Genomic DNA, 16,374 nt, shown 5'->3' on the forward strand with positions numbered 1-16,374 from the left:
TTTATGAAAAATAATTTAGTTGGAATCTCAATTCAATCATTTGTTGCAAATCGTAAATGGGTTCAAAAGAATTCCTTAAAAGCTGTCTATCAAACTTTGTGATTTCATTTATTGGAATAAACCGTCCTGAATCTTGATTTCTCATCCCTTCAATAGCTCTAAACTGGGAAAGAAATTCATAAGCCTGAGCCGCTTGCATATATAGTTCTTTTCTAGAATTATCATTCTCTGCCAAAAAAAGATATCTCTCTATCGTATTTTTATTGTTCACATTTCCTGCTTCAAGACATAATACACGAGCAATATCCGTAAGTGGCATCATAGCTCTTGCCTTTAAATCAAATTCTTTCTCGTGTTTACCTGATCTTTCTACAATCAGATTCTTAAAGAAACTCAAAGGAGCAGGATTTTTTGTAGCATTTTTAGCTAAGAAGTTTAAAAAAATCTTATTGCTACTAATTTCTTTCTGTAAAAATTGATCCAATTCCTTTGTCAATTTCTGCTTACCATATATATACCGATAGTCAAAGAAAATTGTAGACATCAATAAGGCTTCTTTTTCAGGTGAGTGGATCCAGCCACTAAAGCGATTTTTCCATTCTGAAAGCGTAAGGCACCAATTAGGATTTCCTGCCATCATATCCGCAGGGCAATAGTCGAAACCTGACTCAAAAAGGATTTTATTGACTTTTCTTCCTAATTGAGTGAAATATTCACGTGTATAATTAATTGCTGCAGCGTCTACATTCTCAAAAATAATAGCATTATCTTGATCAGTCCTTAAAAGCTGTTCTTCTCGACCTTCACTACCCAATGAAATGAAAGCGAAAGCTACTTTGGGTTTGTAATATTTTTCAGATTCCATATCCGAAATAGCAAGCTGAATAGCTCGCTTGATTAAGGAATCATTGATAGTAGTGATAAGCTGTGATACAACTGAGGTTTTAATATTCTGTTCTAAATAGTATTGAAGAAACTGATCTACCTTATTTCTATGATAGCATAATTGTTCAACATTCTCAGATGATTCTAAACTGTAAATTATGGCAAATGGATTGGAACGTAATTGAGAAAAAAGCGTCTCTTGACTGAAAATCCCTATTACCTTTTCCTTTTCAGTGATAATAAGATGCTTAATATTGTGCTTCATCATGCTGATAATATATTCAGCCAGCGGGAGTCCCTTTTCTTTCGTTACTAAATCTGTTGACATGATTTTAGATACTGATTCCTGAACAGATAAAGCAGTACTTACTACCTTTACTCTCAAATCAGTGTCTGTAATAATACCAACAGCTCTTTGTTTCTCATCTGTTATTACAGCACAATTTGCAGAATGAGTAGTCATTTTCTGACTGGCAGATTGAATGCTAGCACTACTATTGATCAAAATAAGTGACTCTTTGAACTCATTCAAAGGTTTTTGCCAGCTCAACAAATCTGACCCAGTATTTCGATAATTGTGAGAAGAAATGGTATGTTGAGGGGCTCCTTTTTGACCGGAGGCTAAACCTGCTGCAAAAAATAAGCTTACTTGATTATTAGCATCCACTATTGGCTTAAAAATAGAAAGGGGGAATGCATAAACTAATGACTCCTCCTCGCAGTATGCTTCAAAAACATAAGGATTACCCGTAAGCATTGCACGAACACCAAAGAGTTCTCCCTCATCACATATATCAACAAGTTTTTTTTCTTGCCCATCAGTCTCACGAAGTAAAACCTGACCTTCCTTTAAAAAAAATATAAAAGGTTGAGCTTTCTCTTTTTGTTTAAATACGGTTTCTCCAGCTTTAAAATATAGTACCTCAGCCTCTTCACTCAATTTATTAAGCTCTTCTTTTTCAAGCTTATCAAAAGGAGGAAAACGCACAATTAAGTCTGCTATTTTCGAGGATATTATATTAGCCATCAGTTTTATGCTGCTATTTTTATGAGAATCAAAAGGCTATTTCCTTACTCAAACAGCCTTTTGACTATCACATATCACTTTGCTCCTTCAATTATGGATTCTACCACTTCCGGATTCAATAATGTAGAAGTATCTCCTAAATTACTAGTATCTCCTTCTGCAATTTTTCTCAATATTCTTCTCATTATCTTTCCAGATCTTGTTTTAGGTAAACCTTGCGTAAACTGCATTTTATCCAACTTAGCGATAGGTCCTATCTGGTCGGTGATAAGCTGATTAATTTCCTTCCTTAAATTATCTTGATTTCTACTTTCACCTGTATCTTTCAGCGTGATGTAACCATATAGTGCATTTCCTTTTATTTCATGAGGGAAGCCAACAATTGCACTTTCAGCCACTGCTGGATGCTCATTTATTGTATCTTCAATTGGTGCAGTACCTAAATTATGCCCCGATACAATAATTACATCATCTACTCGTCCTGTAATTCTATAATAGCCTACTTCATCTCTTAGAGCACCATCTCCGGTAAAGTATTTATTTTCATAAGCTGAAAAATAAGTGTCTTTGTATCGCTGATGATTTCCCCAAATCGTTCTTGCCATACTTGGCCATGGAAACTTAATGCATAAATTACCATTGACCTGATTTCCTATTAATTCATTGCCATCAGCATCCATTAAAGCCGGTTGAATTCCAATGAAAGGCAAAGTAGCATAAGTCGGTTTTGTAGGCGTACAAAATGCTAAAGGTGTAATCATAATTCCTCCAGTTTCTGTCTGCCACCAAGTATCTACTATTGGTGCTTTCTTTTTACCTACATTATCATCATACCAGTGCCATGCTTCCTCATTAATAGGTTCACCAACTGTTCCCAATACTTTTAAAGAAGAAAGATCATGCTTTTCTAAATGACTCACACCCTCTTTCGCTAAAGCTCTAATTGCAGTTGGAGCGGTGTAAAACTGATTTACCTTATGTTTTTCAACGATTTCCCAGAATCGACTAAAATTCGGATAATTAGGAACTCCTTCAAACATCACTGTGGTGGCACCATTACAAAGCGGCCCATAAACAATATAACTGTGCCCTGTAATCCAACCGATATCGGCTGTACACCAATAAACGTCTGGTTCTCTATATTGGAAAACATTTTTAAAAGTGTAGGCGGAATAAACCATGTAACCAGCAGTAGAATGTACCATCCCTTTAGGAGTTCCTGTCGAACCAGAGGTATACAAAATAAATAGCGGATCTTCTGCATCCATTATTTCTGGCTCGCAATCAGTGGATGCCTCCTCTAATAAAGGTTGAAGCCATTTGTCACGGTTTTCAACCATATTAATCTCAGTATTTATTCTTTTAGCTACAAGTACCGTTTCTACACCTGAACAACTTTTCAAAGCTTCATCAACGATGCTTTTTAGATCAAGCGTTTTAGCCCCTCTGTAGGAACCATCACTTGTGATGACCATTTTACAATCACAATCGTTAATTCGAGCTGCAAGTGCAGAAGATGAAAAGCCTGCAAAAACAACGGAATGTATTGCCCCAATTCTAGCACAGGCTAAAACTGCGATTGCTAATTCAGGTATCATCGGAAGATAAATACACACTCGATCGCCCTTTTTAATATTATTCTGTTTTAACACATTAGCGAACTTACATACTCTTTTATGCAATTCTTTGTAGCTAATATGCAAAGCCTCCTCATCCGGATTATTAGGTTCAAATATGATAGCTGTTTTATCCCCTCTAGTAAACAGATGGCGATCTATACAATTTTCAGTTATATTTAGCTTAGCTCCTTCAAACCATTTCACTTCTGGCTTAGAAAAATCCCAGCTTAACACATTATCCCATTTTTTACGCCACATAAAGTGCTCTTCGGCAATTTCTTCCCAAAATGCGCTGGGGTTTCGAACTGATTTTCTATATACCTGATAATATTCTTCAAGATGTTTTATGTGGTAATTACTCATAATTGTTTATTTAATTTTGAATAGTATTCTTTTAATCATTTTAACTAAAATGGTATTTCTTATTTAAAAATCCCAATACCCTCTTTTTCATATACCGTTTTCACTTCATCTATAATCTGTATATCGTCTATAGTGGATGGAACATTATATTGCTTTTCATCTGCTATACTTCGAAGCAACTTCCTAAGAATCTTACCACTTCTTGTTTTTGGCAATCGTTGCACTATAAGCACATCCCTGAATGAAGCTACTGCTCCTATCTCATATCTGACTTTAGCGATAATTTCATTCTTTATTTTTTCTTCTTCAAGTTTATTTTCAGTTTTCAGAACCACCAAGCCTAATGGTTTTTGCCCCTTCAATTCACAGTTAATGCCAAATACAGCGCATTCTGCTACAGATGTATGGGAAGAAACAATTTCCTCCATCTCGGCAGTTGACAATCTGTGACCTGCCACATTGATGATATCATCTACTCGTCCCGTTATAAAGATGTAACCATCCTCATCTTTATAACCTCCATCACCAGAAAAATAATAGCCCGGAAAACGTTCTAAATAACCAGATTTGAACCGCTGAGGATTAGCCCAAAGACTCGTTAAAGTACCAGGGGGTAATGGAAGCTTAACCGCAACATATCCCTCGGTATCATCATTAACCTCCTCTCCGGCTTCATTTAAAATTCTAATATCATAACCGCAAACCGCAAAAGATGCTGAACCTGGCTTCACTTTCTTCAACTCTAATCCTGCCATATTCGCTATCATGGGCCAGCCACTCTCAGTTTGCCACCAATGATCGATTACTGGTACTTTTAAGTGCTCTTTTGTCCAGGTCAAGGTAGCTAGATCACATCGTTCCCCCGCCAAGAATTGATACTTTAAAGAATCCATATCGTATTTTTTGATGAATTCACCATTCGGATCTTCTTTTTTAATCGCTCTTATGGCCGTTGGGGCTGTAAACATCACATTTACCTTATGTTCACTAATTACACGCCAAAAAGTCGAAGCATCAGGAGTTTTAATGGGTTTGCCTTCAAATAGAACTGTCGTATTTCTATTTAATAAAGGCCCGTATACAATAAAACTATGTCCCACTACCCAACCCACATCACTTGCAGCCCAAAATACCTCTCCCTCATCAACTCCATAAACATATTTCATTGAAAATTTCAAAGCGGTTGCATAACCACCTGTATCTCTAATTATCCCTTTGGGAGTTCCCGTAGTACCTGAAGTGTATAAAATGTATGAAGGATGAGTAGAGTGCAAAGGAATTGCTTCTACTGAAGGAGCATTATCAACAAGATTTTGATAGTCTACATCATAACTTTTAGGTGATTCAATCTCAGTGTCATTCCGATTAAAGACTATGACATGCTCTGGTTTATCTTGAACACTTTCAATCGCTTCATCAACAAAGGGTTTGTAAGGAATTATCTTATCAATTTCTATTCCATTTGAGGCAGTTATAATGGCTTTGGCCTTGCAATCAGTTATTCTTATCGCCAACTCATGAGGAGCAAAACCACCAAATACAACAGAATGAATCACGCCTATTCTTACGCAAGCCAGCATAGCATAGATTGCTTGTGGTATCATCGGCATGTAAATTATGCAAGTATCTCCCTTTTGTAAGCCTAACTTTTGTAAACCACCTGCGAGCTTTGAAACTTCATGATGCAACTGATTGAAAGTGATATGCTCTTTGGTTTGTGTGACAGGAGAATCATAAATGAGTGCTACAGTTTCGCCAAATCCATCTTCAATATGCTTATCAATACATAAGTAACTCAAATTAAGTTGACCATCCTGAAACCACTGTGCGTAATCATACTCATCTTTACTAATTATATTTTTCGGGAAAGTATGCCAGTCTATTTGGCTAGCCTGTTTACGCCAGAATTCTTCTGGTTGCTTAATACTTTCATTATAAAAATCTTCGTACTTCATAATTCAATTTTTTTGGGCAATGTATGCTGTCTTTTCATTGGCATTTAAGGTTCACAAGTTAGGCAACCAATTCATTTACCTTTTTAACTAATTCTTTTGTTGAAAAGGGTTTTTTCAAATATAAATCAGCACCTAGATCAAGGCCTTTTTTTATATCTTCCTCTTTTGCTTTTGCTGTAAGGAATATAACTTTAATGTGCTTTAGTTCTTCTTTACTTTTGATAAATTCACACACTTCGTAACCATCTACTTCTGGCATCATGATATCAAGAATTAAAGCGTCAGGTAACTCTTGATTGACTATCCCTATGGCCTCTCTTCCATTTCGAGCGATAAAGATTTTATGACCTTCTTTTTTCATTAGAAACTCCAATGACATCAAGATACTTGGCTCATCATCTACAATTAATATCTTTTTCATTAATTTTAATTAATTCTCATTTATGCTTTCCATTACTTTGGCAGGCAGGGTAAAGATAAATTTAGAGCCTTGCTCACCATCACTCTCTACCCAAATGTCGCCTTGATGATATTCTATTATTTTTTTACAAATACTTAATCCTAAGCCACTTCCTTTCGGTTTTTTACGCGTTTGATCTGGAGCTTGATAAAAAACATCGAAAATTGACTCCTTGATCTCATCCGGTATTCCTTGACCATTATCAATCACTTCAACAATAAAGTTACTTTCCACCTTCTTACTATTGATCAGAATTTCACCTTCAGTTTGATCACAAAATTTAATTGCATTTGAAATAAGGTTAAGTAAAACCTGTATCAATCGATCTTTATTGACGTAAACAAATTCACTTGATTGTTCTAAGTTTATCCTGAGGGTAATTTCTTTCTGATCTATCAGAGTTTGGACAGTGCTAACAGCCTCTTGAATGACTTCATTTAGCGTTAAATATTCTAAATGAAAATTCTGTTTTCCAGTATTGAATTTTTCAATATCTAAAACCTGAGAAATGAGCCTATCCATTCTTTCCGTTTCTTTTATGATCGTCTCTAAAAACTCTTGCTTTTCGTTCACCGAAATATCATCATTATCATATAGTATTTCAGAAAATGCTCTTATTGAAGTAATAGGCGTCCTCATTTCATGTGTGATAGTGCTAATGAATTCATCTTTAATATGGTCCATCTTCAATAACTTTTCATTGGTATTAAAAAGCTTTCGACTTACCCTTTCCAAAGCTTCTGATTTTTCTTTTAGTTGCTTATTTACAATAACGATTTGCTGTGTTTCTCTTAATATTTCCAATACTTCTTTAGTTGAAATCTCCTCTTCCTTTAATGTAGAACTCAATAAAAGACGAGCAGAAGAAGAACCTATTAAACCTGCTAAAGTACGCTCTACTGATCCTACCAATTTGGCATCTGCAAGATTATCAGGGTCAAGCTGAAGGCTTTGTCTTAATTCATATTCTTTTAAAATCTTATCCGCCTGACGGTATCCTATAAATTTGATCAATAAATCCTTAATATCTTTCACATAAGCTGTACCCTTCCAAACCATGGTGTTTTCAAATTCCTTGGCATATGAAAAAACATCTACAAAAACTTCTGCATGATTTCGCTCTTTTGAACTTTGAGTAAAACGTAAAGACATAAATATATAAAGTGCAGTATTGATGAATAGACTCCAGAAAAGGGCTGCAGGTATTTTACTCATCGGTAACCCAAAAGCTTGAGCATCGGACAAAGGGATTATATTAAATAGTCTTTCATTTTGAACTATGAAATCAAAGATACCTGTCTGATCAAGGGTGGGTAACACTAGAAAAAAAAACCAGACTATGAAACCCGCTACTAAACCAGTAATAGCGCCTTTTTTATTTCCTTCTTTCCAGAATACGCCTCCAATAATTGAGGGGGCAAATTGAGCTACCGCTACGAAAGAAATCAAACCTACCGAAACGATGGAAAAGCGGACACTAATCAAGCTATAATATCCATAGCTTAATAATAAAACCAATAATATAGAGGCTCGCCTTACATTTAATAATCCCCGACCAATATTATTCTCGAAAAGGCGTATAAAACGACTATTTCCTACCAAATAAGGAAATATCAAGTTATTACTGATCATGATGCTAAGCGCAATAGTCGATACAATCACCATACTTGTTCCAGCAGCAAAACCTCCCAGATAAACCAATATGGCTAGAAATTCATGAGATAGTAGTATTGGAATAGCTAAAACATAGGTGTCCGCTAAGACGGCTTCTTGACCTGAAAATAAAATTTTACCAGCAAATGCTATAGGAATAACAAAGATATTAATCACTAGCATATATAGCGGAAATAGCCAAATAGCTTTATCGAGATGCTTTTCGTTTGTATTTTCTTTAATAGAAACATGAAATTGTCGAGGTAAAAACATGAAAGCCATCATCGATAGCATGTTCAACCAAAACCATTCGGAATACCCTCCACTAAAATCCAGGGTTGTTAGTTTATTTAAGGAGGAATCTTCTGCAGCCACAGAAAAAATATCTGCAAAGCCATCGAATACAAAAAAAGTTATAAAGAATCCAATGATAAGGAAAGCTACCAGCTTCAATAAGGATTCAAAAGCAATAGCAGTCACCATACCCTCCTGTTTTACAGTAGCATCAATATTTCTCGTACCGAAAACTATCGTAAAAAATGCAAGTACTATAGTGATGTAGAAAGTATAATCATTGAAAATAAAGGAGGAGATACCAGCCGAGTTGCTTACAAGGCTAGAATCATATAACATTTGAAAACTTGAAGAAATAGCCTTTAACTGTATAGAAATATAGGGTATGATACCTAAAACACAAAAAATAGCGACTAGACTCCCTAATGATACAGATTTACCATAACGTGTAGAAATAAGATCTGCTATGGTAGTGATTTTGTAAATTTTACTAATCCTAATAATTTTTTTGAAAATAAACCACCATATAGGTGCCAGCAAAGTTGGACCGATATAGGTAGCCAAAAAATTCAATCCTGATTCAGCCGCATTTCCTACGGAACCATAATACGTCCAGGCAGTACAATAAACTGCCAAACTAAGGGCATAGATATAGGGATTTTTTAATAGACTTTTTCCTGCTTTGGCACGGTATTCCCCAAAGTAAGCTACTAAAAATAGTAAAATAAGGTAGCCAATTGACACTAATATGATCACCCAATAATTCATCACGATTTATTACCTTTTGAACGTTTCCTCATTAGTAGATATACCGCCAAAATAAAAATGACCCAAGCCGAAAATACATAAAGGTATAAAATAGGGATACCCAGGAAACTCTCTAAACTATTAAATACAGATATAAATGGAAAATTGAACAGTATAATAAAAAGTACACTGATAAAAGCTAATCTTTTTGATGTATCCCTAAGTGTCATATTTCACTTCAAATAAATTTACTAAAGAGCATTGCGGTTTTGCAATGCTCTTTAGTAAACAGATAAATTAGTGCATGCCTGATGCTTCGCCCGCACCCCTAGGGAAACGGATATTATCTACAATATCCATCACATGTTGTGGTGGAGGAGGCGTCATAGCACTCACTGCAAAAGATACAATAAAATTGATTAACATTCCTACAGTACCAAAACCTTCTGGCGAAATACCAAACCAAAGATCATCTGCAGTTGTCTCTCCGAAAGCGTTAAACTTAAAGGTGATCATGTAGAATAAAGTAATAGTTAATCCTGACACCATACCGGCAATAGCTCCGTATTTATTCATTCTTTGATAGAAAATACCTAATATAATAGCTGGGAAAAATGAAGCTGCTGCCAATCCAAAAGCTAAGGCAACTACGGCCGCTACAAAACCAGGAGGATTTATACCGAAATAACCGGCCACTACTACTGCTACAATTGCTGCGCCTCTAGCGATCCATAATTCTGCTTTATCAGAAATATCTGGAGCTATTTGTTTCTTAACCAAATCATGAGAAACAGAGGTTGAAATCACTAAGAGTAAACCTGCAGCAGTTGAAAGAGCAGCTGCTAATCCCCCTGCAGCCATAAGGCCCACAACCCAATTCGGTAATTGAGCGATTTCTGGATTAGCTAATACCATAATGTCTTTATCAATCGTTAATTCATTCTTTTTCTCATCAGCTACATATTGAATAACACCATCGTCATTTTTATCTTCAAAAATCAAAAGCTTTGTTTGCTCCCAATTGCTGAACCATTCAGGCATCAATGAGTATTCCTTATTACTTACAGTTTGAATTAGGTTTGTTCTGGCAAAAGCAGCAACTGCAGGAGCTGAAGTATAAAGAATAGCAATAAAAACTAAAGCGTAACCAGCAGAAATACGAGCATCTCTCACTCTAGGTACTGTGAAGAAACGAACAATAACATGAGGTAAGCCCGAGGTACCTACCATTAATGCAGCGGTAATAAAGAATATATCTACCATAGATTTTGACCCACTTGTGTACTCTGCAAAACCTAGCTCAGCGTGTAATCCATTTAGCTTATCCAGTAAATAAGTTTCACTACCGGTCATTTTAGAACCAAAACCAAGCATTGGGATAGGATTGCCAGTTAATTGAATAGAAATAAAAATAGCCGGTACCATAAACGCAAATATCAAAATAACATATTGCGCCACTTGAGTATAGGTAATCCCCTTCATACCGCCCAATACTGCATAAAAGAATACAATGGCCATTCCAATGTACACACCGGTATTAATATCTACTTCAAGATAACGGCTAAAAACCACTCCTACACCTCTCATTTGACCCGCAACATAGGTAAATGATATAAAAAGCGCACATATAACTGCCACAGTTCTAGCAGTATTAGAGTAGTATCTATCTCCGATAAAATCGGGAACCGTGAACTTACCAAACTTCCTGAGATATGGTGCTAATAATAAGGCTAATAAAACATAACCCCCTGTCCAGCCCATTAAAAAAACAGCTCCATCATATCCTGCAAAGGAAATGAGGCCTGCCATTGAAATAAATGAGGCTGCTGACATCCAATCTGCCGCAGTTGCCATACCGTTTGCTAATGGAGAAACTCCTCCACCAGCTACGTAAAACTCTTTCGTTGACCCTGCCTTAGTCCAGAGTGCAATTCCAATGTAGATGGCGAAAGTCACACCTACCAGTAAGTATATCCAAATTTGTTGATCCATTTTAATTAAATTTTATAGGTGTAAATTTTACTTTTCGTCCACATCAAATTCCTTATCCAATTTATTCATCAAGCGAACATAGACGAATATCAGGATCACAAAAACATAAATTGAACCCTGTTGGGCAAACCAAAATCCGAGTGGAAATCCTCCGATCTTAATATGGTTTAGTTGATCGACTAATAGAATCCCACAGCCGTAGGATACCGTAAACCAAACGACCAGAAGTATCAGTAAATACCGAAGATTTCGCTTCCAGTAGGCTTTCATACTTGCTTTGTTATCTTTCATAATATTAGGTTTTATAAAAATATGTGTAGTTGTAATCTTAATTGTTGTACTCCATTCGGATTACCATCAGCATCCAATCCTCCTTCAAGTGGATTATTTGAAATGGTATGATACTCAAGAGTGATCTTAGCATTATGTCCATTTACAAAATAATTTACCCCAGCATCAAAAGCGTTTAAATTATCATTATAAGCTTGATAATTTCCAGATTGAAAGGCAACATAAGGCATCAACTTGGCTTTCCTGATAAAATAGCCTAGTTGACCATATATATTCGTACCAGTACCTGCCCATCTGGACATATAGTTTTCACCATAGTTGAAATTAATAATGGAGGCATAGGCGTTAATTGCATTTCCACCTGAGCCTATTGGAGCATCATAGAAAACATCTGCAGCCAAGTGAGTAACATTAGAATGCTCTAAACTTACAGTATTAAACATTCCTTTTGGATGAGCAAAAAAACCTAAACCAACACCCAAAACCTGTTTACTACCCATATAGGTACCCACTTGATATGGTAATTTGGTGGATTCTTTATCAAGAAAATTATATCGGAAATAGCCTTCAATAATAGTATTCCCTACAGGATTCCCATCTGTATCAGGTGCAACACTTCCTTGATAAACTAAATCGCTGTCATTACCTCCATTTGTTGAGTTAATAAGATCGGAACCCAAACCTAAAGCATTTGCAGGGTTAAGTGGATTATTTGCGGCTATACGATAATCAAAATTCCCGATCTGCCCTTTAGCATAGAACCCCATATGTCTGGCGAATTGGTCGGTAATTCCTAGTGAATGCCATTGGACAAATGGACGTGTATTGTCCATTGTCATAAAATTTAAGGTACTTTGATTAGCAAGACGCGTAAGCCCTTTCCAATAATGAAGCCCTGCACCAATGAATAAGGCCTCGGAATTATCGAAAAGTTTAAATTCCGTCCACGCATCATGTAAAAACAACTGAGGGCCATCCCCATTGTTACCTAAAGCACTCATATTAGCAGTGCTAAGATTGTTTAAACCGAAATGGGTCAAAATGAGAAACCTAGGTGATATTTGAGCAAAAGCAAGTACCCTTGATCTTCTTATACTGGTACTGGCTCTTAATGGAGCATCTTCAATGGCTAAATTAGATGTTTGCAACCATTGCTGGTGCCAAAGAATAAAGCGGACATATTTGGCGCCATCCTCAGTCAGCTTTACGGTTAATGATTTGTAGGAATGATCTACTTCTTGCTGCGTCAGCTCATCCCACTTTTTTTCTTTCTTAAGCTCTTTACTGGTTGTGTCTGACTGAAAACCATAAGAGGAAGAGCAAACCCCAATAATTGTTACTAAAAAGAGTAGTAGTTTTTTCATGATTGATTTTTTTAAGTGAACACCTTTATATGCAGATGAACTACCCTCCAAAAATCAATGATCAATAGCTAAATTATTTCATAATATATATACCTATGTTAAGGATATAGTTAGTCTCTAAATCTTTCCCAGCGAATGAGCATGTATTTATCACCAAGTGAACTAATCATAAGCCCTGCCTCTGATAGATTTCTACCTTCGGCAACATAATCACATAACTCTTTATGCGACAATACTTTATAGGTTGGATGATATTCTAATTTTTCAGGAGATTTTATATTATATTTTTTTACCCAATTTCTAACAGAAACATGACTTACCCCTAAAACTCTTTCTATTTCACGCATGGAAATTCCTTCCACATATAGCTGTAAAGCTTTAACCACATAATAGGAATCAATTTCTTTCCCTACTTTGTTAACAGTAAAATTATAATTGCAGGTTTTACACTTAAATCGCTGCCTGTTCTTTATAATACCACTTTTTACGATATCTTCACTCTGGCATTTAGGACAAATTGTTAGTTTCATTTGAATTGTAGATGTTAATATTGTACAGGTATATATCAATTTAGCATATATATATCAATTTAACAATATTTTAATTCAATAAACTAGTTAATAATAGAATTATATTTTAATTTTTTAGCTATAAACCATATTTAAAAGCACTTTAAAGAGGCCAATCGGAAATCAAACAACAATAGAGTTGAGTTGCACTACTGAATTTTTTTAGCCTTAATTGTTTTAAAGATTAGCTATAAAAAAGGAACCAATTGAAATTCAATGTTTCAATACAAAGTGAAAAGATTTAAAAACGTGTAGGTTTATGCACTATGCCTTTTGAAGTTGTTGTTTTCGATTAATACTCTCATCCAAAACCACATATAAAATGGTATTAAATAAAATAAAGACAATCAAACTCCAGAAGCCGGTAAATTTACTAAGCCAAGTAGAAGCCCCATAACTATGAGCAATCAAACAAAACAATAAAAAAGTCTTACTCAGTTTTCTAGGCAGGTAATATCCCAATACGCCAATCAAAACTATCCAGAATGCTGAAATAATAAAAAGACCTGAAACATGTTGTGACATAAACCAAGCTCCTATCGGGTTACCTTCTGTTGCTTTACTTAGGTCACCCTTCCAATAATCAGGATTCTGAAAAAAGGTAGTGATAAAAATATCAAATATACTGGCCCACAAGGCAGGAATAAGCATTAACAGTTTTTGGTTCTTGGTCATAGAGGTTGATTATTTTTTATCAATTTGCTTACTTAACGTGATGTTACTTATTACAAAAGATCATTATCTATTTAAAAATTTCTTAAAGATTTAAGATAATAATTTTATTAATGAAAATTATTAAGCTTTCCTTAACACCTTAAATAACTTATAAAATAACAATGCAATTACCCCCACAATCAAGCCAACTATTAACTCACCGAGAATGGAAGGTAATGTATGAAACAGATCATGTAAATAATGGATATTATGTAGGAAAAGCCCGCCACCCACTAACAGCATTGCAAAAGTCCCTAAAACTGTAAGTGCTCTAATCACCATGGGTAAGCTTTTTACTAAAGCTTTTCCTAAAACGGATAAAAAACTCTTCTCTCCTTTACTTCTAGCTATTAATTTATAGCCCAAATCATCCATTCGTACCAATAAACCGACTATGCCATAAACTCCCACAGTTGCTAATACAGCCACTATGGTAACCACAATAATTTGCATAAGAAGTTCTTCCTCAGCCACATTATCTAATGCAATGACGATGATCTCTATAGATAGAATAAAGTCAACTAAAATTGCTGCTTTTATCTTCTCTTTTTCCATTGCAAGGACTTCATCTTTTGAAATTTTACTATTTAAATCATGTTGTTTTTTCTCCTTCTTATGAAAGAAATAGGCATAAATCTTCTCAACCCCTTCAAAAGATAAATACACCCCTCCTATTAAAAGAATAGGCGTAATTACCATTGGTAAAAAGGCACTTAAAAGGAAAGCGATTGGTAATATTATTAATTTATTGAGAAAGGAACCCTTGGTGATCTCCCAAAGAATTGGCAATTCTCTTGCTGCAACAAATCCAGATGCCTTTTCGGCATTTACTGCCAGGTCATCTGCCAATAATCCTGCTGTTCTTTCTGTGGTACTTTTGCTCATGGTAGCCACATCATCCATAAGCGTTGCGATATCATCAAAAAGAGCGAAAAATCCTGAAGCCATAAAAATGTAAGTTTAGATTACAAAACTAGAGTAATAAAATGGAATTATAAAAATGAGTATATAATTATCTAAAGCACTGTTTTTTCCTATGGATACATAATAGCGAAATTTTGATATACTAATATTTTATTTAAATTTAACTATGCAAAAAAAGAACTCTCAACCAAAACCAAAATGGCTTCTAAAACTTCAGTTAAACAGCTGGGAGCCTGAAATTTTGCTCTCCGGAATAGTCTTGTATGGAATGTTTCAAGTCCCCCTTCTATTAGATCAATTTTTACTGTTTTTCTCCAGTGAAGTATATAACGACATGAATGCAATGTTTACATTAGTTGCAATTTTAAAAATTGGTGTATTTTGGCTGATTGGAGGGCTTATTTTACACCTTATCACAAGAGGATTATGGGTAGGAATGGTGGGCTTGAGCTATGCATTTCCAAATGGAATTAAGCCCGATAAATTAAAGTTTCAACCGAAATATTTAGCCAAAGTAAATGATGTGCCCACATTTGATCAAATTGTACTGAACTTAGAAAGAATATGCAGCTTTATTTATAGCATTGCCTTCCTTCTATTTATGAGTTTGGTAGGAACATATATTTATGCAACAGTATTGGTTATAATACCTATGGTGACTATCATTAGCCTATCGGATAATGAACTGATAACAAATAACTTAATTCAATCACTCGAATTATATGGAAATATAGTGCTATCGATTGGAATAATAGGAGTAATTGATTTTCTAACAATGGGGTATTTTAGAAGATTTAAACTCTTTGCTAAATTATTTTGGCCATTTTACAAAATTTTTAACTTTTTAACTTTATCAAGCTTCTATCGCCCCACCTACTTTGTAGTCATCTCCAATTTCAAAAAAGCTTATGTTTTCATATTTCTTCTATTTTTTATTATCACAAGTTTTATAGGTATTTCTTCCGTACATCAAAACAATCCTGAAGAAGTATTTTCAAGACTAGAAATTTGGAATAACAACAAAGGAAATAGAGCATTAGAAGGTTTTTACCAAGACAAGAATAGCTCAAACCCATCAGGAATTATTCAGATACCGTCAGATATAATAAATGGAAATATATTGAGAGTTTTTATTCCCTTGTCCATTAGTATGGAAGATTCAATAAAAAAATTTATAAAATACGATTCAGTAATGAGTTCAAAAAAAGAAAATTTTAATAAAGGACGGTATTTCTTAAAAGGCCTTAGTAACTTCTATAAATTAAGTATCGATGACTCTATATTCAATACAAAAAGCTATTTTCAATACAATAACTCCACAAATAGAAAAGGAATTATCACGTATTTGAATGTTGGGTATTTAAAAGAAGGTCTTTATGAACTAGAGATGCGAGGACCAAAAGAGATGTATAAAAATAGTTTTGCCATTGTTCCTTTTTATAAAACTAATTACTAAAAAAACACTCTAATCTTTACTTAAAAATTGACAGCTAAAAGTTAGAGAAACAAAAAAACCG

Annotated in this window: 12 protein-coding genes; 1 reads left to right on the top strand and 11 read right to left on the bottom strand. The window is 34.8% G+C overall.

Features of this window, described 5'->3' with window-relative positions; translation table 11 throughout:
• Position 1 precedes the first annotated feature (1 nt).
• The 11 genes from QYS48_RS02520 to QYS48_RS02570 all read right to left on the bottom strand — a co-directional run bounded on the left by QYS48_RS02520 (position 2) and on the right by QYS48_RS02570 (position 14,881).
• Positions 2-1,912 (bottom strand): DUF294 nucleotidyltransferase-like domain-containing protein, encoded by a 1,911-nt coding sequence (locus QYS48_RS02520; protein ID WP_308357390.1) that lies wholly within the window; start codon positions 1,910-1,912, stop codon positions 2-4.
• A 74-nt stretch (positions 1,913-1,986) separates the two neighbouring features.
• Positions 1,987-3,894 (bottom strand): acetate--CoA ligase, encoded by a 1,908-nt coding sequence (gene acs, locus QYS48_RS02525; RefSeq protein WP_308357391.1) that lies wholly within the window; start codon positions 3,892-3,894, stop codon positions 1,987-1,989.
• A 59-nt stretch (positions 3,895-3,953) separates the two neighbouring features.
• Complete coding sequence (locus QYS48_RS02530) at positions 3,954-5,849, bottom strand: acetate--CoA ligase (RefSeq protein WP_308357392.1); 1,896 nt, start codon at positions 5,847-5,849, stop codon at positions 3,954-3,956.
• Positions 5,850-5,907: 58 nt separating this feature from the next.
• Positions 5,908-6,270, bottom strand: a complete 363-nt coding sequence (locus QYS48_RS02535) for a response regulator (RefSeq protein WP_308357393.1) — start codon at positions 6,268-6,270, stop codon at positions 5,908-5,910.
• Between the two features lie 9 nt (positions 6,271-6,279).
• On the bottom strand, positions 6,280-9,024 hold the full coding sequence (locus QYS48_RS02540) for a sensor histidine kinase (RefSeq protein ID WP_308358421.1): 2,745 nt from the start codon (positions 9,022-9,024) through the stop codon (positions 6,280-6,282).
• Between the two features lie 276 nt (positions 9,025-9,300).
• Positions 9,301-10,995, bottom strand: coding sequence for a sodium:solute symporter family protein (locus QYS48_RS02545; RefSeq protein WP_308357394.1), 1,695 nt, complete (start codon positions 10,993-10,995; stop codon positions 9,301-9,303).
• A gap of 27 nt (positions 10,996-11,022) precedes the next feature.
• Positions 11,023-11,286 (bottom strand): DUF4212 domain-containing protein, encoded by a 264-nt coding sequence (locus QYS48_RS02550; RefSeq protein ID WP_302103851.1) that lies wholly within the window; start codon positions 11,284-11,286, stop codon positions 11,023-11,025.
• Between the two features lie 11 nt (positions 11,287-11,297).
• Positions 11,298-12,650: a porin gene (locus QYS48_RS02555; RefSeq protein ID WP_308357395.1), complete on the bottom strand. Its 1,353-nt coding sequence runs from the start codon at positions 12,648-12,650 to the stop codon at positions 11,298-11,300.
• Positions 12,651-12,760: 110 nt separating this feature from the next.
• Positions 12,761-13,180 (bottom strand): helix-turn-helix domain-containing protein, encoded by a 420-nt coding sequence (locus QYS48_RS02560; RefSeq protein WP_302103849.1) that lies wholly within the window; start codon positions 13,178-13,180, stop codon positions 12,761-12,763.
• A gap of 303 nt (positions 13,181-13,483) precedes the next feature.
• Positions 13,484-13,894 carry a hypothetical protein gene (locus QYS48_RS02565; RefSeq protein WP_302103848.1) on the bottom strand — a complete coding sequence of 137 codons (411 nt, stop codon included), beginning with the start codon at positions 13,892-13,894 and terminating at the stop codon, positions 13,484-13,486.
• Between the two features lie 120 nt (positions 13,895-14,014).
• Complete coding sequence (locus QYS48_RS02570; RefSeq protein ID WP_308357397.1) at positions 14,015-14,881, bottom strand: DUF808 domain-containing protein; 867 nt, start codon at positions 14,879-14,881, stop codon at positions 14,015-14,017.
• Between the two features lie 142 nt (positions 14,882-15,023).
• On the opposite strand from QYS48_RS02570, the gene QYS48_RS02575 reads away from it, so the two are divergent.
• Complete coding sequence (locus QYS48_RS02575) at positions 15,024-16,313, top strand: hypothetical protein (RefSeq protein WP_308357398.1); 1,290 nt, start codon at positions 15,024-15,026, stop codon at positions 16,311-16,313.
• Positions 16,314-16,374: the final 61 nt, after the last annotated feature.

The sequence above is a fragment of the Marivirga arenosa genome (assembly GCF_030503895.2).
Classification (GTDB): Bacteria; Bacteroidota; Bacteroidia; order Cytophagales; family Cyclobacteriaceae; genus Marivirga; species Marivirga arenosa.